The organism is Streptomyces sp. ME19-01-6 (assembly GCF_033793745.1).
In the GTDB taxonomy this organism is placed as follows: Bacteria; Actinomycetota; Actinomycetes; order Streptomycetales; family Streptomycetaceae; genus Streptomyces.
The window spans coordinates 18,780-39,647 of the sequence record NZ_JARAXF010000048.1; the positions used below are offsets into that span (position 1 = coordinate 18,780).

Below are 20,868 nucleotides of genomic sequence, written 5' to 3' on the forward strand. Positions count from 1 at the left end.
TACGCCGTGCGCAAGGGCTACAACGTGAGCACGGTCTTCTCAGCCCGGCCACGTCCTGCGCGTCCTCGCTGACGACTACCACAAGCCGCGTAGCCGCCTGGGCAAGCGGTCCTTTGACGTCCTCCCTGCCACGCATGGCAGGGATTCCCCTTCTCAGGGGTTTCGGCCGGTTGCCCGGCTTACGGGTTCCTGCTTCGCGGACCGGCTGGTGCCGAGGTCTCCACAGGCTGGGAACGCGAGCCCCGCGTCCCGTTGGTTCTTGACCGCGTTCACGTCGGCGTGGTCCCGGCCGCAGGTCGTGCACACGAAGACCGCTTGGCTCTTGCGGCTCCTCGCGTCCACGTGCCCGCACCGGTTGCACGTCCGGGACGTGTACGCGGGGTTGACGACAACAATCCGACTGCCCGTACTGCGGGCGGCATTGCGAAGAGCCAGTTCCAGCCGGTGCCAGCCCTTGTCGAGGATCGCCCGGTTCAGCCCGGCCTTCTGCCGGACGCCACGGCCGGGTCGGTCGGATGTCCCGGACGCGCTCGCGGTCATGTTCCGGGTCCGCAGGTCTTCCAGGACCACCAGCGCGTTGCGGGCGGTGATGCGGTTGGCGGTGTACGCGCAGAAGTCGGCACGCCGATCGGTGACGCGGGCCATGATCCGGCCCATCGCAGCGATGGTCTTGCACCGGTTGGCGGATCCCCTGCCGGGCCAGCTTCTGCTGCAACCTGCGGTACCGTACTGACTCGCCGGGCGTGATGAACTGCCGGTCGTGGAAGGTGCCGTCGCTGGTGACCGCCGCGACCGTCACACCCCGGTCGATACCGACAGCTGTGCCCGGCATCGCGTGCTTGTCCGGCGTGCGTCGTCCACAAGGAAGGCCACGAACCACTGCCCGCCCCGGCGGCTGACCGTTGCCGACCGGATCTCACCACCGAGCGCACGCGACCAGCGAAACCGCACCCACCCCAGCTTGGGCAGCTTCACCTGCCCCCACCTACGGCCCAGCCGCTCCACCCGGATGAGGTTTCCGGCGGGGAACCGGAACGACGGGTGCCATCGTGCCTTCGAGCGCCATCGGACCTTGAATGTGCCATGCTCACGGCACGCCCGGTCCAGATCGCGGAGCGTCTGCTGAAGCACATGAGACGGCGCCGTCTTCAACCACGGGTGCTCGCCTTTGGCCTCAGCCAGTTGAGCCGCCTGCGGCACGTAGTTCATCCACGCCCCACGCCTGCGGTACTCCCTGCGCTGTTCCAGAGCGGTGTTCCACACTGACCGGCAGATATCGCCGATCTCCTGACACAACGCAGCCTGCTCAGCCGTCAGCTCAAGCCGATACCTGCGACCGGACAGCACCCCGACACCCCCTCTCACTCACGCGAATACGCTAGCGCTGGCCACTGACAACGGAGAGAACTCCACCGCTTCACGGCTCCGCATCAAGGAGTGGGACAACCTCAGCCGACGCAGGGGGCAGCGCCGAGATACGGGCGGGACAGCGGAAGTGGGCGGCCAAGGTGCCCGGCCGGATGCTGTTTCCGCTGAGCGCGGAGGGCGAGCGCCTGATCGCGTACGAGGAGCCGACGGACCACACGGCTGGCTCGGCCATCGGCATCGGCTCGGGCGGCGGCAGGCCGAAGGCTCTGCTGCGGCTGCCGAGCGCGACCAGGGCGGCGGAGGCCGGCCCCGCCTCCGCGACCAGGATCTACCGGAACGGCGTTTTCTATATCGCTTCGGACCGGTTGACGGGGTCGGGACCGGCCGAAGAGATGATCACGACTTTCTGCCCTTGATTCTCACTGCAGGTCGAACTCGCCGTCCCGCGCGCCGAGCACAAAGGCGTGCCATTCGGCTTCGGTGTAGCGCAGAACCGTCTCGGGATCGGCGGAGTTCCTCATGGCGACCGCTCCGCCCCGCAGATAGGCGATCTCCACCCGGTCTTCGGAGGCGCTGCCGGGCGCGCTGAGCCACTCGACATCGGAGATGTCCAGTGCATACAGCTCGGCCTTCTCTTTGGCGTCGGCCATTGGTTCGTACGTCCCTTCGGATACTGCGGAGGCCAATGTGCTCACGGAATGGAGCCGCGTGGACACTGTCGCCGCCAGTGTCGTCCCCCGAGCGCGCCGAGGCAACCGAACTTGACAGCCACGCGGCGGCATGGCCAGGCTCCCGGCTCAGCTCATCAGTCCATACGACGCGGCGCGCCCAGCAGACCCGACTCGGCGTCGGTCGGCTGAGTCGCCACGTACAGCTGCGCATGGCGGGTGCACCAGAGGGTGACCCCGTCCGCCAGCGTGGACAGCGCGGACACGTCGACTGCCGGCAGGCCCATGATGCGGCCGATCTGCGCGGCCTCGTCCGGGGACACCCGCTGGATGCCGACCAGACCCGCGTTCTCCATCAACCGGGGGGCGACCGGACTCAGATACGGCAGCAAGGTCAGCACTGACTGCCAGGGCGCGGCGGTCACCCGTCCCCGCGGCGGCCGCATCCCGGCGTCCCGGATGACCAGGACCGGGCTGCTGACCGAGGCGCCCTGCGGCGGTACCCGCCCCACGTCGTGCAGGGTGATGCACTGCTGGTTGTTGTTCGCGGCCTGGGCCAGCGACGTCCACATCTGCTGACGGCCGGTCTCCACCGTGACCCGGGCGCCCGTGGCGACGGCGCGCAGGCCGATCACCTGCGCCGTCCACAGGCCGCCGACCAGCAGGACGTTGAACGGAGAGGGGCGGTGCAGCCCCAGCACCGCGGGCTGCCCCTGCCCGTCCGCGCCGATCACGATGCCGTCGTCGCCGACGGGCAGCGCGAGCGACTCGAACTGCTCGGGCGGCACCTCGTGGCGCTGCCGGCGCGGCCCGAGCAGTCCGAAGCCGGACCACTGCTTGCGCGGCGGCGCGGGCGCGGGCTCCGGCTCGGGCGCCTGCCCGGGGCCGGTGGTGGCGGGAAAGCCGGAGCCGGAGCCGGGAATACCGGAGCCGGGGCCGGGAAAACCGGGGCCGGGGAAACCTGCCCCGTTCGGGGCGGTCGTGGGCGTGGCCATCAGCGGGTCCCTCCCAGGGGCAGAGTGGCGAGGACACCGGGCACCTGCTCGCGGTCCAGCCGCACCAGCCCGATCCGCACCCCGCGCGCCGTACGCTCCAGCTCCTTGCGGATGTTGACCAGCTCATCGGCGCTACGGCCGGTGATCCGGACATGGCCGCTGATGGTCGGCGCGTGCCGGCCGCCCAGCTTGCCACCCCGGTGCAGCGTGAGGCTGAGGGTCGTCGACAGCGCGGGCAACGAGGTGAGCAGCGCGGCCAGCTGGGGCAGCGGGGCCGACGCCGGGTCCATCTGCGGCCAGCGGCCGATCCAGTAGGCGGTGTGCCAGCGGTCGTCGCACCGCCAGGCCCGCGCGCTCTCCAGGGTGCGGCGGTTGAGCGTGTCCCGCCGCCCGGCCTGCGCGGTGGCCCGCTGGTTGGCGCTCGCCGCGGTCGCGATGGCGGCGGTCAGCGACTCCTCCGTCAGCACCGTCACCCCGAAGCCGGCCCCCTGCAGCCGGCTCGCCAACTGGTCCGCCGTGCGCAGCAGACACCGCTGGGCGCCGCCCAGCCCGCCGCCGCGCGCGGCCACGGCCTCCGGGCACAGCTCCGGGTCGAACTTCAGCGCCACCCACGTCATACGGACCGCGGGCGCGCCGGTCTGCGCCTGCAGCGGCGCGTAGTTGCGCAGGGCCAGCGACTGGGCCGGCAGGTGGTGCGCGGGCGCGGGCAGCGTGTGCTGGACGACCTGCACCGACTCCAGCAGGATCCCGTCCACCTCCATGGCGTCCCGCAGCAGGGCCAGTGGGAGCGGCTGCTGGGCGCGCTGCGGCCGCAGCGGCGCGTCCACCGCCTCCACCTGCAGCACCGCCGTCAGGAAGGTGCCGTCCCCGACCATGCCCACCGCGCGCCGGTCGCGGTCGATGAACGTGAGGGTCCGCAGAGCCGGTTCGCACTCCACCGCGATCGCGAAGCCGGGGTCCGTACCCGCGTCGAGCGGCTTCGCCGCCAACCGCTTGCGCCGCCGCAGCGAGGCGGCGGTGCTCAGCCACTCCGATATGGGCTGCTGACGGCGGCGCACGACGGCGAGCAGCACCAGCACCAGGCCCACGGCCGCAGCGGGCACCAGCAACAGCTCATCGACGATCCACGCGACCAGCACGATCGCCGCGGCCACCTCGATCAGCACGAACTGCTGCAGCCGCACCGGCCCGAAACTGCCCGACCGGGAGGCCGGCCGCGGCGTGACCGACCCGGCGGCGCCGCCCGCGGCGGGTGGTCCCGCGGATGCCGGTGCGGGGGCGGGCGGAGAGCCGGAGGGTGTCCGCGAGCGGGACTCGCCCGACCTCCTCCGGCCGGATCCGCTCCCCGCGGTGCGTGCGCGCGTGGCGGCAGCCATCCCCGTCAGCCCCTTAAAGTCCGAAACACACCCGATGACCCGGCGGACGTCCGTGGCCGGATCGTCCCCGAGCGACACGAGCCAATTCCTTCCCGGCATAGTAGAGGGTCGGTACGACACCCGGACCGAGGGCAGTGCCCGACGGCCGAGGCCGAAAAGCGGGGAGATACGGCTAAAGATGGCATCACGGCGGGATGAGCTCAACGCCTACACATTCGCGAAGAAGCGGACAGTCGCCGCGTTCTTGCAACCCTCACCGAGCGGTACGGAGGAGGGCGCCCCGCGCCCGCTGCGTACGGTCCTCCCCGGGATCGTCATAGGCGCGCTGATCCTCGCCGGCTTCGGCGCCTGGGGCATGTTCAAGCCGATCGCCCCCAAGGGCTGGGACGCGGTGGGCGCCCATGTCATCGTCGGCTCCAACTCCACCACGCGCTACGTGGTCCTCAAGGGCCCCGACGGCAAGGTCCAGCTGTACCCCGTCCTCAACTTCGCCTCTGCCAAGCTCCTGCTCACCGGCGACAACTCCAGCGTCGTCAAGGTGAAGGAGTCCGAGCTCGACAACGGCCACATCCCGCGCGGCCCGACGATCGGCATCCCGTACGCTCCCGACCGCCTGCCCGGGGCCGACGACGCCGGCAAGCAGAAGGAGTGGGCTGTCTGCGAGCAGCCCGGCGGCTACGGGAAAACCACCCAGAAGGCGGTCTTCCTCTTCTCCGACCGTGACCCGAAGGGCAAGAAGCTGCGGAGCTCGCAGCGCCTGAGCGGCGCCCAGGCCCTCTATGTGCAGGGCCAGGACAACGCCCGCTACCTCGTCGACCCCCAGGGCACCAAATACCTGATCGGCGGCACCAAGTGGAAGCAGGTGCCGCCGAAGGAGTACGACCTCCTGCTCCGCTCCATCTTCCGGGACGGTGCCAAACCGCAGCGTGTTACCAAGGACTGGCTGGCGACCTTCCCGGACGGCGCCCCCATCTCCTTCCCCGAGGTCCCGGGCCGGATCGGCGCCGACGCCGGAGTGGGCACCCTCCCGGACCAGGCCAACAAGGTCGGCATGGTCCTCGAAGCGAACACCGGCACCAGCACCCAGAACTACGTCGTCCTGCAGGGCAAGGTGCAGCGCATCTCGGAGTTCGTCGCCAAGCTCCTCCTCAACAGCGAGCAGCTCAAGGACCTCGGCCAGGCCGGCCGGGCCGAGCGGGTGAGCACCGCGTCCTTCACACCGGAGGGGGACTTCTACGGCCAGTACGAGTGGCCGACGCAGGTCCCCGAGCAGGCCAACTCCATCGAGCAGCAGCAAGTCCAGGGCAGCGCCGAGCGGGACACCGTCTGCAGCATCATGAGCGGAATGACGTCCAAGCGCACCCCCCAGCTGGCCACCTGGGCGGGCACCGACTTCCCCGCCACCATCCCGGACGGCGCCACCAGCGCCTATGTGACCCCGGGCTCCGGCCTCCTCTACCGTCAGGTCACCGGCCGCCAGACCTCGAGCGGCGCGATCTTCCTGGTCACGGACACCGGGCTTCGCTACGTGGTGCAGTCCAATAACGACAGCGGTACGGACAAATCGAAGATCAGTGATGGCAGTTCCGATCAGTCGGGAACCAATTCCGCGCAGCAGGACGTCAATCAGGCGCAGATAAGGCTCGGTTACAAGGACGTCATTCCGGTGCCCGTACCCGCCAACTGGTCGGAGTTCCTGCCGAGGGGACCGCGCCTGGACACCAACAGCGCCAAGCAGCCGCAGGGGTCGTAGCCCATGAGGAACACGAAGAAGGGACCCGCCTCACCAGTGCGGCGGAACGTGAAAAAGGCACTCTTCCTCTCGACGGCGGCCGCTCTCACGGCCCTGACGGCGGCCCAGGGCCCGCTGATCCCTACCCAGCTCGGCGAGGCCCTCTCCCTGGCGGGCGCAGGGGAGTGCACCTACCCCGCCAAGCAGATCAAGGGCACCCCTTGGTCGCTGCAGCGCGTCATGCTGGACCAGCTGTGGCAGGACACCAAGGGCATCGACAAGAAGACCGGCCGCCCCGTCCTCGTCGCCGTCATCGACACGGGCGTCGACAACAAGAACCCGCAGCTCACCGACGCGGTCGACACCAAGCTCGGCTTCGAGGTCCGTAAATCCGGCAAGAACAGCCTGGAAAAGGGCAAGAAGGGCGACGGCACGGACGACCTGGTCGGCCACGGCACCAAGGTCGCCGGCATCATCGCTGCCCGCCCCCGCACCGGCACAGGCTTCGTCGGCCTCGCCCCGGCCGCCAAGATCCTCCCGATCCGCCAGAACGACGAAAAGGGCTCGGGCACCACGGACACGATGGCGACCGCCATCGACAAGGCGGTCGAAAAGCATGCCCGGGTGATCAACATCTCCCAGGACACCGTCAAGCCCCTGCGAGCCAACAACAACCTCCAACGGGCGATCAACAACGCCCTGAAGAACGACGTCGTCGTGGTCGCCTCCGCCGGCAACGACGGCCTCGACGGCAAGGTCAAGAAGACCTACCCCGCCGCCTACGAGGGCGTCCTCGCCGTCGGCTCCTCCGACCGCAACAACGAGCGCGCCCCCTTCTCCCAGGCCGGCAACTTCGTCGGCGTCGCGGCCCCCGGCGTCGACATGGTCTCCACCGTCCCCCGCGGCGGCCAGTGCGTCGACAACGGAACCAGCTTCTCCGCCCCCTACGTCGCCGGCGTCGCCGCCCTCATCCGCGCCAAGCACCCCGACTGGAAGCAGAACGAGGTCGTCGCCCAAATCGAGCAGACCGCCGAACGCGCCGTCAACGCCCACGACCCCTACGTCGGCTGGGGGGTCGTGGACCCCGTCCGCGCCCTCACCGAAGACGACCACCCCATCGACCACGTCACCCTCGACAAAGGCGCCGCTCACGACGTCGACGCCCCCCAACCCGCCACCCTCACCCTCGGCGAAACCCCCCAGGAACGCCGCGAGCGCTTCGCGACCTACGCCTTGGGCGGCGGAGCCCTCCTCGTCGCGATGATCACGGGTACGGCAGCCGTACTCCACGAACACAAGCGACGCCGCCGACCTGCCAGTTGAGTGGGACGGTCGCAGTCGGCGGTCGCGGTCTTCGTTGTTCTGGCCCGTAGGTAAGGTTGCTCCGCTGGCTTCCGCGAGGGGGGAATCGTCATCCATGGAACCGCTGCGCTCGGACGACCCTCGGCGGATCGGCCCATATGGCGTCGTTGCCCGGTTCGACGCGGACGGCGGCCGAGTGCCGGTCCCGGAGCGTCGCTTCATCGCACGGCTGCCGGGCGGGAACCGTACGGTCGTGATCAGCATGCCGCTGCCCGGCGTGGACGCAGGGCGCTTCGCCGCGGAGGCGGCGGCCGCCCGGCAAGGGCTGCCCGGGCCGTGGATCGCCCCCGTGGTGGAGATCGGCGGCACGGCCGGAGCTCCCTGGTACGCCGTGCCGTACCTTCCCGCGCTACCGCTCACGGCCGGGGTCGCCGCCCATCACGGCCCCCTCCCGGAGCGCACGGTCCGCGCGCTGGGCGCCGCGCTCGCAGAGGCCCTCGCGGCCTTACACGCCTCGGGCGTGACACACGGCGGCCTCTCACCCGCCACGGTGCTACTCACCACCGACGGCCCCCGTCTGACCTGCTTCGGCGCGGTACGGGCGGCGGCCCCGGACGGTGAGCAGAGATCGGGCCTGCCGGGGCTAGCCTCGGGCAGTCTGCCCCCGGAGCAGATCGCGGGTGGCCGGCCCCGCCCGCTGGGCGACATCTACGCCCTGGGCTCGGTGCTGGCGTACGCCGCGACCGGACACCTGGTCCCCGAACGGCGCGAACTGCCGGAGGAACTGCGCAGGACGATCGCGCTGTGTCTCACCCGGGACGCCGCATCCAGGCCGCAAGCGGCCCAGCTGCTGAACGAGTTGATGCCCACGGAGAGGACCGCCGGATCCGCCCACGGTCCGCACACACATCACATGGCCGCGTCACACGGGACCGTACTGGACGGCGGGATGAGCCGGGCAGCCGCGGCTCTCGGTCCCGGCTGGCTGCCGGGGCGGCTCATCGCGGCACTCGCCCGCCAGTCCGCTGACCTGCTGGCGACAGAAACCATGACACCGAGCCCGTACGGGCCAGTCGCCGGCCTAGACGCCAACAGCATGGTGAGCCAAGTCCTTGCCCCGCAGCCCTACTCGTCGGCAGCTCTCGGGCCCGCGTCCCCGCCCCCGCCCTCCCCTGGCTTCCCCGCCTCTCCTGCCTCATGACGCCCGCGCGCCGCCCCGCGCCCTCACTGTGGACCGACTTCTGATGGCCCTTCCCCTGACCCATGACGACCCCCAGCAGCTCGGGCCGTTCCAGCTCATAGCCCGGCTTGGCGGCGGCGGTATGGGCACCGTCTATCTGGGCCACTCGCCGGGCGGGCGCACGGTCGCGCTGAAGACCATGCACGAACGGATCGCCACGCAGGCGACGTTCCGCTCCCGGTTCCAGCTGGAGATCGACGCCGCCCGTGTGATGGGAGAGCGGTACGGCGCCGAGGTCGTCGACGCCGACCCCTTCGCAGCCGTCCCCTGGCTGGCCACCGAGTACGTACTCGGCCCGCCCCTGGACGACACCGTCGCCCTCTGCGGCCCGCTCCCGGAACGGTCGGTACGGGCCCTTGGCGCCGCTCTGTGCGCCGCGCTCGGGCAGTTGCACCGCTCGGACGTCGTGCACCGTGACCTCAAACCGTCCAACATCCTGATCACCGCCTTCGGGCCGAAGGTCATCGACTTCGGTATCGCGCGTGCCATCGGCGACCAGAGGCTCACCAGTGTGGGGGTGACCGCCGGCACCCCGGCCTTCATGTCGCCGGAGCAGGCGATGGGCGCGGAGCACACCTCCGCGGGCGATGTGTTCGCACTCGCCGGCGTACTGATCTTCGCGGCCACCGGACACGGCCCCTTCGGCAGCGGCCAGCCGGCCGACCTGCTCTACCGCGTCCGCTTCGCGGAGCCCGATCTCGGCGGAGTACCCGCCGGGCTGCTGCCGATCCTGACCCGCTGCCTGAGCAAGGATCCGGCTCAGCGCCCCGGCATGGCCGAGCTCGCTGGGCGGCTGAACCATGAGGAAGGGGAGTTCACGGACTACTTGCCTGAGGCGGCCCTCGCGGAGATCGGCCGGCGGGCCACAGAGGTGTGGCAGATCCAGCCCACGCGGCTGCCCGCACCACCTGGTTCCGTCGATGAGGCGCCTCCCCGGCCCGGCATGTCCAGACGCAAGCTCCTGACCCTCGCCGGCGGCTCGTTCCTAGGCGCAGCCGCCGTGGGAGTCGGGACATGGACATGGCTGACCCAGCGGGGACAGCACCGTGACACCGGCGGCCCAAAGCCGACCTCCACCGCGCGCCCCGCGAACGTTCCGTCACAGGCCGTGTGGTGGGCGAAGATCGACAACACGGACGAGACCTTCGCTCCGATGCCCGTCGGGGATCTGATCCTGGTGATGAACGGAGACGGTCTTGTGGGGCTGGATGCGAAGACCGGCGAAGAGCGCTGGATTCGCAAATGGGAAATTTGGTCCGCCGAGGGGATAAGGATCCGCTGGCAAGTCGTCTCGGATGGCGAACGAGCCTATGCCTTCATACCCGAAACCTCTTCCGCGGAAGGACTGGCAGTCCACTCCATCGACCTCGAGAACGGTAAGCCGCGGCCCCTGGTAGGGCCGTTCCGAGACTTCTTCGGATCTCGCACGGAGCAGGCGCAGCCGTTGACCGCCGCTGACGGAGTGATCTATCTGGTCGCCAAAAAATGGAAGGCTGGCCCTGTGGATAACGAAAAGGGCTGGCATGTGATGGCTGCCGATCTCCGAAGCGGCAAGGAACTCTGGCGCCAGCCGTTCAAGGGAGCCTATTTCCCGGATACCTCCAGGGACGGCATCGTTGCCAAGGCCGTCGGCAACCGCCTTGCACTCACCCGGCGAATCACGGGTTACACCACCGTGGACGGGGTCGGCGCCCGGGACACCCGCACGGGCCGGCTGGCCTGGTCCTGGGACCTGCCCAGGGAGTATCTGGACTCCCAGTCTTTCCTTGACCCAGGCCAACTTGCGGCCGACGACCAGTACGTCTACTTCGGGACCGGGCAGCTCTACGCGTTTCGGCTCTCCGACGGAAACAAGGCATGGGCGTTCGGTGAAGGCCGGGACAAGGGTGCGATCAAGAAGGGCACGCGTCCGTACGGCAGGCCTGCGGTGAAGAACGGCGTGGTGTATGTGGCCGAGGGGACCCGCGGACTCGTCGCCGTGGAGGCAGACAGTGGCAAGCTCTTGTGGGAGGCGAGCCTGGGCGGCATACCCCCCAATCTCCTTGTCACGCCCATCATCGGCAGAAAATATGTTTACGTCGCCGTCGACGGCAACGCGCAGATCGACGCTGTCGACCTGCGTACACGCAAAGTTGCCTGGGCCCTCCGTGTGCCTGGCAATTTTGGCGGTGCGTTTGTGGCCCACGACAGTGCCCGCACCCTGGTGTGGGTGAGCGGCGATTTCGTGTGCGCCATCCCCTTCGAGTGACAGGAAGACATTCGCCCCATGAACCCCCTCGGTCCCGGCGACCCTCTTCGCCTCGGTCCGTACCGTCTCGTGGCCGTGCTCGGCGACGGCGGTATGGGCAGGGTCTACCTCGGGCGGGATGGCACCGGCCGGGCCGCCGCGGTCAAAGTGCTCCGCCGGGAACTGGCGTATGACCAGAACATGGCTCAGCGTTTTGTCCGCGAGGCACAGGTCGCGCAGGCCGTCACCAGCATGGGTGTCGCGCGCGTACTCGGCGCGTGGTACGAGGGAAGCTGGCCCTGGATGGCGACTGAGTTCCTGGCAGGGCCGACGCTGGACCAGCACATCGAGGAGTACGGACCCTTCGACGACCTAGGTGTCCGGGAACTGGGCGCCGCCCTTGCCCGTGCGCTCCAGGACATTCACGCCGCGGGGCTGGTCCACCGTGATCTCAAGCCGTCCAACATCGTGATGACGTCCTCGGGTCCCCGCATCATCGACTTCGGCATCGCGCGCCCCGAGCACGGCCTCACCCTCACCCTCACCGGCCAGATCCCGGTCACGCCTGGTTACGGCGCACCGGAGCAAGTGCTGGGGCACCGTGTCGGCCCGCCCGCCGATGTCTTCTCCCTGGGAGCGGTGCTGGTGTACGCGGCGAGTGGAGAGCGTGCATACGACGGTGGACACGTAGCGACCGTGCAGTACGAAGTGGTCCACGGAGAGCCCAACCTGTCCGAGGTACCGGAGCCGATACGTGTGCTCGTCGCCCCGTGCCTCGCCAAAGACCCCGCTCACCGCCCTATTCCCGCGCAGATCGCCGCGGCCTGCGCTACATCGTCAGGCACCAAGCCCAGTGCCAAAAAGATCTGGCAATTGGGAGAGTTGGCTGCCGACATCAAGCAGCGCGAGGCAGCCGCGAAGCAACTGATCAGCGTTCCTGACGTGCGTACTCCCTCCGCTCCCTCCCGGCGCCGTCTCATCACCGCGCTCGCGGCGGGTGGCGGCACCGTATTGGCGGCGGGCGGCGGAGGACTCGCCTGGTGGCTGCTCTCCAAGGACGGCGGGCAGGGGGAGGCCCGCAAACCGAGTGAAGAGGAGAGCACGGCGCCACCGAAGCCGTGGGACGCGAAGCGTCTGACGGCTTCGCAGTACGAGGACGGAACCACGCCGCCATCGCTGTGGGGCCCGCAGGAAGGCCCCTCCCCGGTTGTTGTCCAGCCCCTGCCTGTGCGCGATCTCGTCTTGGTCCATGATGGAGGAAGCACCACGCTGGGCGCCTATAACGTGATCGACGGGAAACGTAAATGGGGCACTGACGTAGGCTCGTACGCCCGCTATGTCGCACCCTCCGATGAACTCGTCGTGACCGTTGGCCCTGTAACCGTTGGCCGTACGGGAAGGCTTCTCGCCCTCGACAGTGCTACCGGCGAGAAGAAGTGGACGGCCCCCGCCGACGCCGTCCATGTCATCGCCGCAGACGCCGAGAGCGTCTATTTCACGGCTAGGAGGGACTGGAGACAGAGCGACGTCAGCCTCCTAGGCGCCTTCGATATGGCCTCGCGCACCACCCGCTGGACAGTTCCGATGCCTGTGGAGTGCACACTAGTCACTCCGCCCGAGGCGGCGACGGACAGCGGACGCTTGGTTCTCTGCGGCCAAAACGGCAAGGTGGTCGCACTCGACACTCACACAGGGAAACAAGTCTGGACGCTGCCGCGGCAGGCAGTGGCCATCCTCCCCATCGCCCCTGCCGTCTCCAAAGGGATCGTCTATTTGGGCGGTAAATCCCTGACGGCCCGCAAGCTCCAGAGTGGGGAAGAAATATGGTCTTTGCCCGCAAAAAGCGAATTTAAGAAGACTTACGGAGGCTGGGGCGCGCCGGTGCTCGACGGCGATGCGCTGTACGCTCTGGACGGCGAGGAGATCAGCCGTCGCGACAGAAGAGACGGGAAGGCTGACTGGACACGCTCTCTTGGCGATGTCCTCCAGCAGCTCGATCCCCCTGTAGTCCAGGGGAAGACCGTTTGGGCGAATGTGCATAGCCTTGATTCGGGTGGCATCGCGGTCCTGCACAAGGACACGGGTAAGCCGGCGTGGACCTATGCTCGGGACGGCAGCGGCGGCTGGGGGATGGCGGCTTCGGGCAACCGCGTATTCCTGGTGCACGGCGGCAAATTGACGGCGATGCCGGTGTTCTGACATCACGGGATCGATGCGGGCTTCTCGGCCGCCTGCCGGTTCCGGTGCGTGATACTTCCGCGCAGTGGTCGATGAAAGCAGGGAGATTGCTGAGCGTGTTGCGACGCTGCTGCACGCGCACCGGGAACGGCTCGGGCGGGTCTCGCAGGGCACACGTGCGATGGGCGTCTGTTGTAGGTGGTACTCCAGCTGCGCTGGTGCGTCTGCGGCATCTGGCTGGCCCAACTCCGCCGGGAAACAGGGGCCCTGCCCGCTGAGCTGGAGCGTGCGGTGCGGGCCGGGCGACCTCAATCTGGGCGGCACCGAGATCCGCACTGCGCGTGTCGCGGTCGCTGGCCCCAAAGGTGTCGACCAGCGGCAACGAAACCCTGCGCGCGCGGCATCATCGACGCCCACGGCCGACTGCTCGGCAGGCTGTCGCCTGCCTGCCCTGGCCGACCTTGGCTACCAGAACGCCGGGCCTGTCTTCCACCACCCGATCAAGAAGCCCAAGAGCAGTGAACCCGCCGACGGTGATGCGGCGTTCAAGGCTGTCACCCGCCCGGGGTTGACGGCGTCCACCGATGTCGCCGATCACCTGAGTGAAGATCACCAACCGTAGCGAAGCATTACCGAGAAAGGTTGAAACTGGGACTGATCGCGTCAATCGAGAGGAGAAGTGTGGCTTTACCAGCGAGAACCCCGGGAGCCGCTAGGAGCGATGGTCGCTGTAGCGTGAGCGCAGGTCTACGGCTGACGCAGGGGTGGATCTGCGAGGTCCGCCGGGCGGCGATCTGTTACAGACTCGTCGATCCAGCTTGACCATATGATAGTTGGGCCACGCAGGCGGGATCGCTAGAGTGGTTCAGGACATCGTTGGTGTCATACGGGGAGGATGCGGTGGCGAAACCAGTCGACCCAGGCGGTTCGGCTCCACAGTCGCACTTGTTTGGCAAGGGCATGGCCAAGGAAGCTGAGACCCTCGCGAAGTTCAAGAGCCGGATTGACAAGGTTTTGTCCGATCTTGAGAAGTCGCCTGCGTCCAAGACGAAACTTGATGAGCAAACCATCTCCCGGACCGTCTACGACGACGGCACCCTCACGTCTGCCGATAAATTGTCTGAGCTGTACGCCCAGGTGCACGAGAAGATCAAAATCTACTCCAAGACCTTCGGTGACCAGCTTGAGGCAATGGGCCTCACGGCCCTGATCGCCGAAAAGGGATACGACGGCATGGACGCCGAGCAAAGGCGCCGCATGCAGGAGATCCAGGCCGAGGCGCAGAAGTACTACCGTGCCCCGAATACCGGTCAGTCGGGAGCGCCGGGCAACTCGTCGCAGGACGGTAAGTCCGTTGGCCCGGACGCAAGCTGAGGGGGTAAGTCCAGATGAGTGAGGAAAGTTCCAGCAAATACGAGGCGATGAGCCACTATCGGCTCTACCAAATAGTGCAGGGCGCCGACTCGACCAAGTTGAGCGATGCCAGTTCTGCGCTGATGGCCGCATGGACCGATTTGACTGCCATCGCCGACGAGATGCGGGCACACGCTGACAACGTCAAATGGAAAGGCGAGGGAGCCGACGCCTTCCGTGATTGGGTCGAAGAGCTGTCCAAGCAGACTCTGAGCTTGGCCAGCTACACGTGGGGGGTTGGCAACAACATAGGCGTCGCTGCCTTGGGGCTGGCCGACGTCAAGTCGTCTATACCGAAGCCAACCTCTCCCGGGGCGAAGCTGGTTCCCATGTGTTATGTGGATGAGGAGAAGGAGAAGGCTCGGCTGAAGAACGAGCCCGACCGGCAAGAGGCCATCAAACAGATCGCCAAGCTGGACTCGTACTACGAGACGGCGCACTCGTATCTGGACAAGGCACTTGTGGAGCCGAACTTTCCCGTCCTTCCGAAGGAGTTGGTCCAGGGAGGCGGCAGAGAGGGAGGCGAGACTCCTCTTGGGGCTTCGTCGTCCGTAGCGACAACATCAGCCGGCCCAAGTGCTGCCTACGCTGCGCCGCTTTCCGCCGCTAGCCACAGCGTCACGGGGCCGAAGGCTGCGCCAGTACACCCGGCTGAAGTGAGCCCCCACACACCTGTGACCCCGCACGGCGGCGGTGTGATCTCCGGGGTAGGCATTCCGGATCCGACCAACACAGCCATCGACTCCGTCAAGGCCCCCCCGGCGCCAAACACGATCAACAGGCCCAGCACTCTTCCTCCGATGCCCGACGTTCCCAACGTCCCATCGAACGGCCCCACGATGCCCCCGGTCACCGGCTTCCCAGGGCCGCGGCCGGTCATCCCCACTGGCCCGCCTGTTAGCCGAACTGCACCGATTCCAGGGCCCGGGCAACTGGGCAAGCTCCCCCCGACCGCACCAAGCACACCGCGGACTTCCAGTGTGCCCCCACGTATTCCGACGAATGATGGAATCGTCGGAGGGAAGCGCAATGTCGGGCCGACCAACGCACCCCGGATTCCGCGGGGCATGGTGGTTGGTGAGGAACCGCACGCCCCGATGGCACGTGGCCCCATCGGACCGGGTGGTTACTTCAACCACGGTCCCACCCCCGCCGGTGCCAACGGTCCCGGACGACGACTCGGGTCGGAGCCCGGAGGCATGGTTGACCGCCCGAAGGGAACGAACCCCGCTGCACGGGGTTTGCCCCGCAGCACGGTCGTGGGGGAGGAGCGCGGTGTTCTGCCTCGTGGGCCTCTGGGGGCGGGAGTTCACCCGGTCGACGGCAGCGTGCATGCTCCCGGCGGCACAGGCTCGGGCCGGCGGTTGACATCGGAGCCTGGTGGTGTCATGGGGGGACCGCGTGTCCCGCGCGAGGGGCGTTCCGAGTTCACTCAGGGGGGATCGGGGCTTGTGCGTGGGAACCACGGCCCTGCAGCTGCGCCACACTCCACATCTCTTCCGCACAACGGCAACCAGCGCAACGCCGGGGCCAGGCCGGACTATCTCGAAGAAGATGAAGAAACTTGGACAGGTGGGCGGCGTAACACCGTTCCGCCTGTCATCGAATAGCCCGCAGAAAAGCTGCTCACGCGAGGAGTAACCACTACATGCTGCCTTCATCCCTTGGAGTACGGCGTCGAGCCTTGTTGGCTCTATTCGGCGCTGTACTCGTTTCTGCGGGTGGTATAGCCCCGGCCGCAGAGGCGCAGGATGTCCGCTCGCGACAGTGGTATCTCACCGCAATGAAAGCGGACAAGATGTGGAGGGTGAGCCAGGGGGAAGGGGTAACTGTCGCCGTCATTGATTCAGGGGTCGACTCCTCGCTGCCGGAGCTGCGTGGCAAGGTGCTGCAAGGTTCAGACGCATCGACCACGCCGAAGAACCCCCGTCAGGACACGGACGGTCATGGCACCAACATGGCCGCTCTCATCGCTGGTACAGGCACTGGCGGGGGTATTCACGGGCTTGCCCCGAAGGCTAAGATCCTTCCTATCAGGAACGTCGTGGATGGGAGGGGAGATACCGCCGACGGGGTTATGGAAAGGGCTATTCGATATGCCGCCGACCATGGTGCGCGGGTCATCAACATCTCATGGGGAGCAAAGGCGCTCGCTCAGCAGTTTCCTCTCACTCAAGCGGCTGTTAAGTATGCGCTCAAAAAAGGAAGCCTGCTCTTTGCTTCTTCGGGAAATAGTGGAGACTCGGACAATTTGGTCGAGCAACCTGCCGGGCTTTCCGGGGTCGTTGGCGTAGGCGCGATTGACAGCTCCGGTAACGTAGCCAAGTGGTCTACTGCTGGCCATCAAGTGGCGCTGGTGGCACCAGGAGTTGATATGACCACCTACTGCACGAAGTCCAAGGGACTGTGCAACTCATGGGGCACCAGCCAAGCCACCGCCATCGCTTCCGCGTCCGCAGCTCTCATCTGGGCCGAGCACCCCAAGTGGACCAACAATCAGGTCCTACGTGTCATGATGCAGACCGCCGCCAAGCCCACCACCGGCGACATCCCCAGCATCTACGTCGGCTACGGCTCCATCCGCCCCCGTAAGGTCCTCCTCGACGGCGAGGGAGACCCCGGTCCCGCCAGCGTCAACCCCCTCCTAGCCCGCGAGGGCGCGACGAAGCCGGATCCCTCCGCATCGGCCTCCGCCCCCTCCTCGGCGTCCCCAAGCACCAACCCACAGTCGACGCCCACGGCCACCGACGACAAAAGAGGCGACAAGAAAACCGTCTCGGAGCCCAAGAAAAACGACGACAGTAGCAGTACCCTCTGGATCGCCATTGGCGCAGGCATCGCCGTCCTCCTAGCGGCCGCCGTCGTCATCGTGCTCGTCCGCCGTCGCGGCAATGCATCGGTCGGCCTATGACCAGTTGCCACTGCTGGCTACCGGACTGGGTACTCCGCCAAGACACCCCCAGGGAGCTGGGGTGTTGCCCAGCACCGAGCTCTCGTTCAACAAATGAAATAACTGTGAACGTTGAGCGAGGTGTTGCGGACGCTTACTACAATGTGTAGGACACCTGTAAGCAGTACGATGAATCCCAAGGGATTCGCGCACAGCGGTGAGTTGAAGAGCGAAAACCCCATGTCAACTCACCAACACTTCATGGGGGAAGGTGGAAAATGAGCAAGCAGCGGGTTAGTGACTCCGCGTTCCAGAAATTCACGCAGGAGCTCGACCAGTCCATCACTGGCTTCGGTACCAACATGAAGCTCATGGCGGATATCCTCGCCACGGTGGACGCGGGTTGGCAGGGCGCGGGCGCCGGCGCCTTCAAGAAGGCGCAGATGGACCTCGAGCAGGACCACGACGCCGTCCGCCGCCTGGTCGAAGGCATCCGCGAGGCTGTGGCCCTGACCCACCGTACCGGTGGCGCGAACGACGACGACATCGCCAGCCAGCTGAAGGGCATCGACGTCAACGGCTCCGCCGCCGGCGGACACATCACCCCGGGCAGCAGCGTGGGCGGCCTCGGCGCCGGCACGGACGCCCCGATCGCTTCGCACTCGAAGGTCGACGGCTTCTAAGCCATAGGAATAGGGGTGCTTGACGGCACCCCTGCTCCGGCTGACAACAACCACGCAACAGAACTACCCACGTTGGGGGACAAGTGTCACTGCAAGACGGAATCCTCGTCGATTACGAGTCGGTACAGCAGCTCGCCACTCAGCTCCGCACGGCGGCCAGCAACGTCCGCAAGGAGATGGAAGACATCCAGGGGGCCGTGAAGAGGGTCACCGAGGGCTGGGAAGGCGAGGCCCACCAGGCCATGCTCGCGGCTGAGAAGCAGTTCCAGGCCCGGGCTGACCACATTCAGGGTCTCGTGACGAAGGTCGCGGCTCTGGTCGAGTCGGGTAAGGACTCGTACCGCGAGACCGATGTGAAGGCGTCTAAGCTGTTCAGCCTGGGTTACTGAGCGATTCGCCTCCGCGATGGGGTGGGCAGCGGTCACACCGCCGCCCACCCCATCGGCGTTCTCACGGAGTCCGCACATGTGCTGGACAGTGTGCGATCATCGCATCACATGCAGAAGCCGCCAGGTAGGCAAAATCTCCTACCGGGGACCGAGTGACAGACGCAGGCATGTGAGCTCGCCCAGCCGAGCGGTTTGCTGGCTGAGCGGCTCATCGGCTCATCAATCCAGATAAATCAGGGCTTCCGTCCGTGCGCTGTCGTAACGTTCCTGTCCGGAGCCGACTAGATGGCGTGACAGCCCGCTGTTGATGCCGTGACCGTTCTCCTGGGCCCACCCCGAGACCATATGGTTCACTTGCTTCTGGCCCGTTGTGAAGTGATACTCGGTCTCCTGGGCCGCCGCGGCATTCGCCTGGGCGATCTGGTCTTCTTTCCAGTCGTAGACGCCTGCGTAAAGAATGCGATAGGCGGCATCCGTAATAAACCCGGTCGGCTGCCCCTTGAGCGCGCTCGCGCCGGCCTGCAGGCCTCCGGTGATGACGAATTCGGCTGTCTGGAAATGGTTTGCCCACGAGATGGCGTCGTTCTTCTTGTCGCGCACGATGTCGGAGCTGATGCCATCATAGAAACCGAAGACGTGCGACGCCCCTTCGATGGCTGCGGCACGTTCGTTGGGATTGCTGAAGTCCGTCTTGGACAGCGTCCCCGCGGAGTAGTACCGCTCGGCGTCGTACATCTCGCCGAATGCCTTACCGTCCTCCGCCACGCCACGCATGATGCGGGTGAGGCTTTCCTTCGGTACGGACATGTGGGCGTCCTTGCCGCCCGTGCCGTCGTGCCACACGCCGTCCTTGTCCATGTATGGACCGGTGCCGGTCAGGATCTCGTGGGTTTCGGGCGTGTAGTCGACGAGCATGTGGCCCAAGTTTGTGCGCAGCCCGGCGGGTATATCAGCTCCACTCCGGCCGTCGTCAAGGATCTTGATGGTGTTGTGCATCACCCGGGCCTCGGCGTCGGTGTGATAGCCGAGGGTGTGGTCAGTGCCCGGGACATTCCCGGTGGCGGCCGCCTCCAGTGCCCGACCGAACCCACTGCGAACGTCCGCCTCAGAGGCGTCAGCGCTCCCAACCTCGATGTTGCCACGCCAGATTGTGGTGTTCTGCAGGTCCCAGTCACGGTCCCGCAGCAGGTATTTCAGCCGGTCGTTTCCGCCGTCCGCCTTGGGGTCGAGATACTGGGTGGCCGTCTTGGGGTCACGGCTCATGAGATCGAGGGCGCCGTCGACTGGGTCGTTGGCGAACCAGCCGTCGTCCTTGCCGCTGAACTCGCCGTAGAGATCCCAGATGTTCTTGTCCTTCCGCTCCGCCGCGATCATGTCGTCGGTGAGGTCGGAGAGGAACCGGGAGGAGTACCCCTTGCCCTGCTTCATGAGCGTGACCAGGCTCTGGTAGCCACGGGCCCCCTGACCGTGCCCTTTGCTCATATCAATCTTGTCGTGTACGACGTCGACGTCGTACTTCTCGATGCCCGCTTTTTTGAGGTCCTCCCGCCACTTCTTGTAAAAGGGATCGGAGGGAGACTTGGTGGCGCTGGCGAGGGTGGTGGCCAAGCCCTTCTCAAGGGCACGGAAGTTCTTCTTGTCGTCGCCCTTGGCGAGGTCGAAGAACTTGTTGGTCAGCTCGATGGTGCCCTTGGCGCCGATGCCGGCCAGGAACGTCTGGCTGAATGCCTTGTTGTGCTCGTTGTCCCGGAACAGCCGCTGGAACTCGGCCATCTCCTTGTCGCTGAGCTTGTCGCCGGAGTTGAGCTTGGTCGCGAGCTCCTTGGCTTCCTTGGCCTCGACCTTCTCGATGTCGCCTTCCGCCTTGCCGTTGAACCCGTTGACCGCGGCGTCGACGAGGTTGGGGTCCGCCACGGCTGCCTTGAGCGCGAGCTTGACGCCCTGGTCGGCGTCGTCGACGGCCCTGACCGCCGCCTCGATGTACCGGGTCCATGACTGCTCGACGTTGCGCAGTTCCGGGTCATGCCGCGCGGCATTGGCATCGGAGGCGCTGGCTTGGGAGTAGTCGTAGCTCGCGATTCCGGCGTCCGAGACCTTCATGCCGGCCTTCACGGCGTCCGCGACCGCCGACTTCACCTTCCCGCGCAGTTCCACGAACTGGCTGTGCGCATCCCGCAGGACCGAGGCGATGGCGCGGGCCTCCTTGGGCGCCGCGGTGAACTGCTCGCCGGTCACCTGCATATTGGGACGCGCGACCAGTTGGGCCTGGCCGGTCCAGCTCCCGTCGAGGCCGACCGACTTGACCTTGCTGTCGTAGATCTTCTGAACTGCCTCGAACTTCTTGGCGGCCTCGTCCCACTTGGTGGCGGCTGTCTCGAGGAGGGACAGGTCGATGGTCATGACCTGG

At 67.0% G+C, this 20,868-nt stretch carries 17 protein-coding genes and 1 pseudogene; 11 read left to right on the forward strand and 7 right to left on the reverse strand.

The window, feature by feature from the left end:
• Nucleotides 1-153 precede the first annotated feature (153 nt).
• The 3 genes and pseudogenes from PV419_RS49400 to PV419_RS53625 form a co-directional block, all read right to left on the reverse strand.
• Nucleotides 154-657: a transposase gene (locus tag PV419_RS49400; protein WP_319700500.1), complete on the reverse strand. Its 504-nt coding sequence runs from the start codon at nt 655-657 to the stop codon at nt 154-156.
• A 138-nt stretch (nt 658-795) separates the two neighbouring features.
• Complete coding sequence (locus PV419_RS49405) at nt 796-1,209, reverse strand: hypothetical protein (RefSeq protein ID WP_319700502.1); 414 nt, start codon at nt 1,207-1,209, stop codon at nt 796-798.
• Between the two features lie 21 nt (nt 1,210-1,230).
• Nucleotides 1,231-1,365, reverse strand: a pseudogene (locus tag PV419_RS53625) (helix-turn-helix domain-containing protein); the annotation flags it as partial.
• A gap of 155 nt (nt 1,366-1,520) precedes the next feature.
• Here PV419_RS53625 and PV419_RS49410 point away from each other — a divergent pair.
• Nucleotides 1,521-1,784, forward strand: a complete 264-nt coding sequence (locus PV419_RS49410) for a hypothetical protein (RefSeq protein ID WP_319700504.1) — start codon at nt 1,521-1,523, stop codon at nt 1,782-1,784.
• A 3-nt stretch (nt 1,785-1,787) separates the two neighbouring features.
• On the opposite strand, the gene PV419_RS49415 is transcribed toward PV419_RS49410, so the two are convergent.
• The 3 genes from PV419_RS49415 to eccE all read right to left on the reverse strand — a co-directional run bounded on the left by PV419_RS49415 (nt 1,788) and on the right by eccE (nt 4,215).
• Nucleotides 1,788-2,018 (reverse strand): DUF397 domain-containing protein, encoded by a 231-nt coding sequence (locus tag PV419_RS49415; RefSeq protein ID WP_319700506.1) that lies wholly within the window; start codon nt 2,016-2,018, stop codon nt 1,788-1,790.
• Nucleotides 2,019-2,173: 155 nt separating this feature from the next.
• Nucleotides 2,174-3,031: a hypothetical protein gene (locus tag PV419_RS49420; protein WP_319700508.1), complete on the reverse strand. Its 858-nt coding sequence runs from the start codon at nt 3,029-3,031 to the stop codon at nt 2,174-2,176.
• Nucleotides 3,031-4,215, reverse strand: a complete 1,185-nt coding sequence (eccE, locus tag PV419_RS49425) for a type VII secretion protein EccE (RefSeq protein ID WP_319700510.1) — start codon at nt 4,213-4,215, stop codon at nt 3,031-3,033. Before eccE ends, PV419_RS49420 begins: the two co-directional genes overlap by 1 nt.
• A gap of 370 nt (nt 4,216-4,585) precedes the next feature.
• Between eccE and eccB the strand changes: the two genes are divergently transcribed.
• The 10 genes from eccB to PV419_RS49475 all read left to right on the forward strand — a co-directional run bounded on the left by eccB (nt 4,586) and on the right by PV419_RS49475 (nt 18,461).
• The gene (gene eccB / locus PV419_RS49430; RefSeq protein WP_319700512.1) at nt 4,586-6,160 is read left to right on the forward strand and encodes a type VII secretion protein EccB; all 1,575 of its coding nucleotides are present in this window, start codon (nt 4,586-4,588) and stop codon (nt 6,158-6,160) included.
• A gap of 3 nt (nt 6,161-6,163) precedes the next feature.
• On the forward strand, nt 6,164-7,462 hold the full coding sequence (gene mycP, locus PV419_RS49435) for a type VII secretion-associated serine protease mycosin (RefSeq protein ID WP_319700515.1): 1,299 nt from the start codon (nt 6,164-6,166) through the stop codon (nt 7,460-7,462).
• Between the two features lie 94 nt (nt 7,463-7,556).
• Nucleotides 7,557-8,642 carry a serine/threonine protein kinase gene (locus PV419_RS49440; protein WP_319700517.1) on the forward strand — a complete coding sequence of 362 codons (1,086 nt, stop codon included), beginning with the start codon at nt 7,557-7,559 and terminating at the stop codon, nt 8,640-8,642.
• A 43-nt stretch (nt 8,643-8,685) separates the two neighbouring features.
• Nucleotides 8,686-10,929 carry a protein kinase domain-containing protein gene (locus PV419_RS49445; RefSeq protein ID WP_319700519.1) on the forward strand — a complete coding sequence of 748 codons (2,244 nt, stop codon included), beginning with the start codon at nt 8,686-8,688 and terminating at the stop codon, nt 10,927-10,929.
• An 18-nt stretch (nt 10,930-10,947) separates the two neighbouring features.
• Nucleotides 10,948-13,107 carry a protein kinase domain-containing protein gene (locus tag PV419_RS49450; RefSeq protein ID WP_319700521.1) on the forward strand — a complete coding sequence of 720 codons (2,160 nt, stop codon included), beginning with the start codon at nt 10,948-10,950 and terminating at the stop codon, nt 13,105-13,107.
• Nucleotides 13,108-13,171: 64 nt separating this feature from the next.
• On the forward strand, nt 13,172-13,708 hold the full coding sequence (locus PV419_RS49455) for a hypothetical protein (RefSeq protein WP_319700523.1): 537 nt from the start codon (nt 13,172-13,174) through the stop codon (nt 13,706-13,708).
• A gap of 278 nt (nt 13,709-13,986) precedes the next feature.
• Complete coding sequence (locus PV419_RS49460) at nt 13,987-14,460, forward strand: hypothetical protein (RefSeq protein WP_319700525.1); 474 nt, start codon at nt 13,987-13,989, stop codon at nt 14,458-14,460.
• Nucleotides 14,461-16,282: 1,822 nt separating this feature from the next.
• Nucleotides 16,283-17,410: a S8 family serine peptidase gene (locus tag PV419_RS49465; RefSeq protein WP_319700527.1), complete on the forward strand. Its 1,128-nt coding sequence runs from the start codon at nt 16,283-16,285 to the stop codon at nt 17,408-17,410.
• A gap of 257 nt (nt 17,411-17,667) precedes the next feature.
• Nucleotides 17,668-18,072 carry a hypothetical protein gene (locus tag PV419_RS49470; RefSeq protein WP_319700529.1) on the forward strand — a complete coding sequence of 135 codons (405 nt, stop codon included), beginning with the start codon at nt 17,668-17,670 and terminating at the stop codon, nt 18,070-18,072.
• Nucleotides 18,073-18,155: 83 nt separating this feature from the next.
• Nucleotides 18,156-18,461: a WXG100 family type VII secretion target gene (locus tag PV419_RS49475; RefSeq protein WP_319700531.1), complete on the forward strand. Its 306-nt coding sequence runs from the start codon at nt 18,156-18,158 to the stop codon at nt 18,459-18,461.
• A 219-nt stretch (nt 18,462-18,680) separates the two neighbouring features.
• Here the strand turns inward: PV419_RS49475 and PV419_RS49480 are convergent, their stop codons facing one another.
• Nucleotides 18,681-20,861, reverse strand: coding sequence for a hypothetical protein (locus PV419_RS49480; protein WP_319700533.1), 2,181 nt, complete (start codon nt 20,859-20,861; stop codon nt 18,681-18,683).
• Nucleotides 20,862-20,868 lie beyond the last annotated feature (7 nt).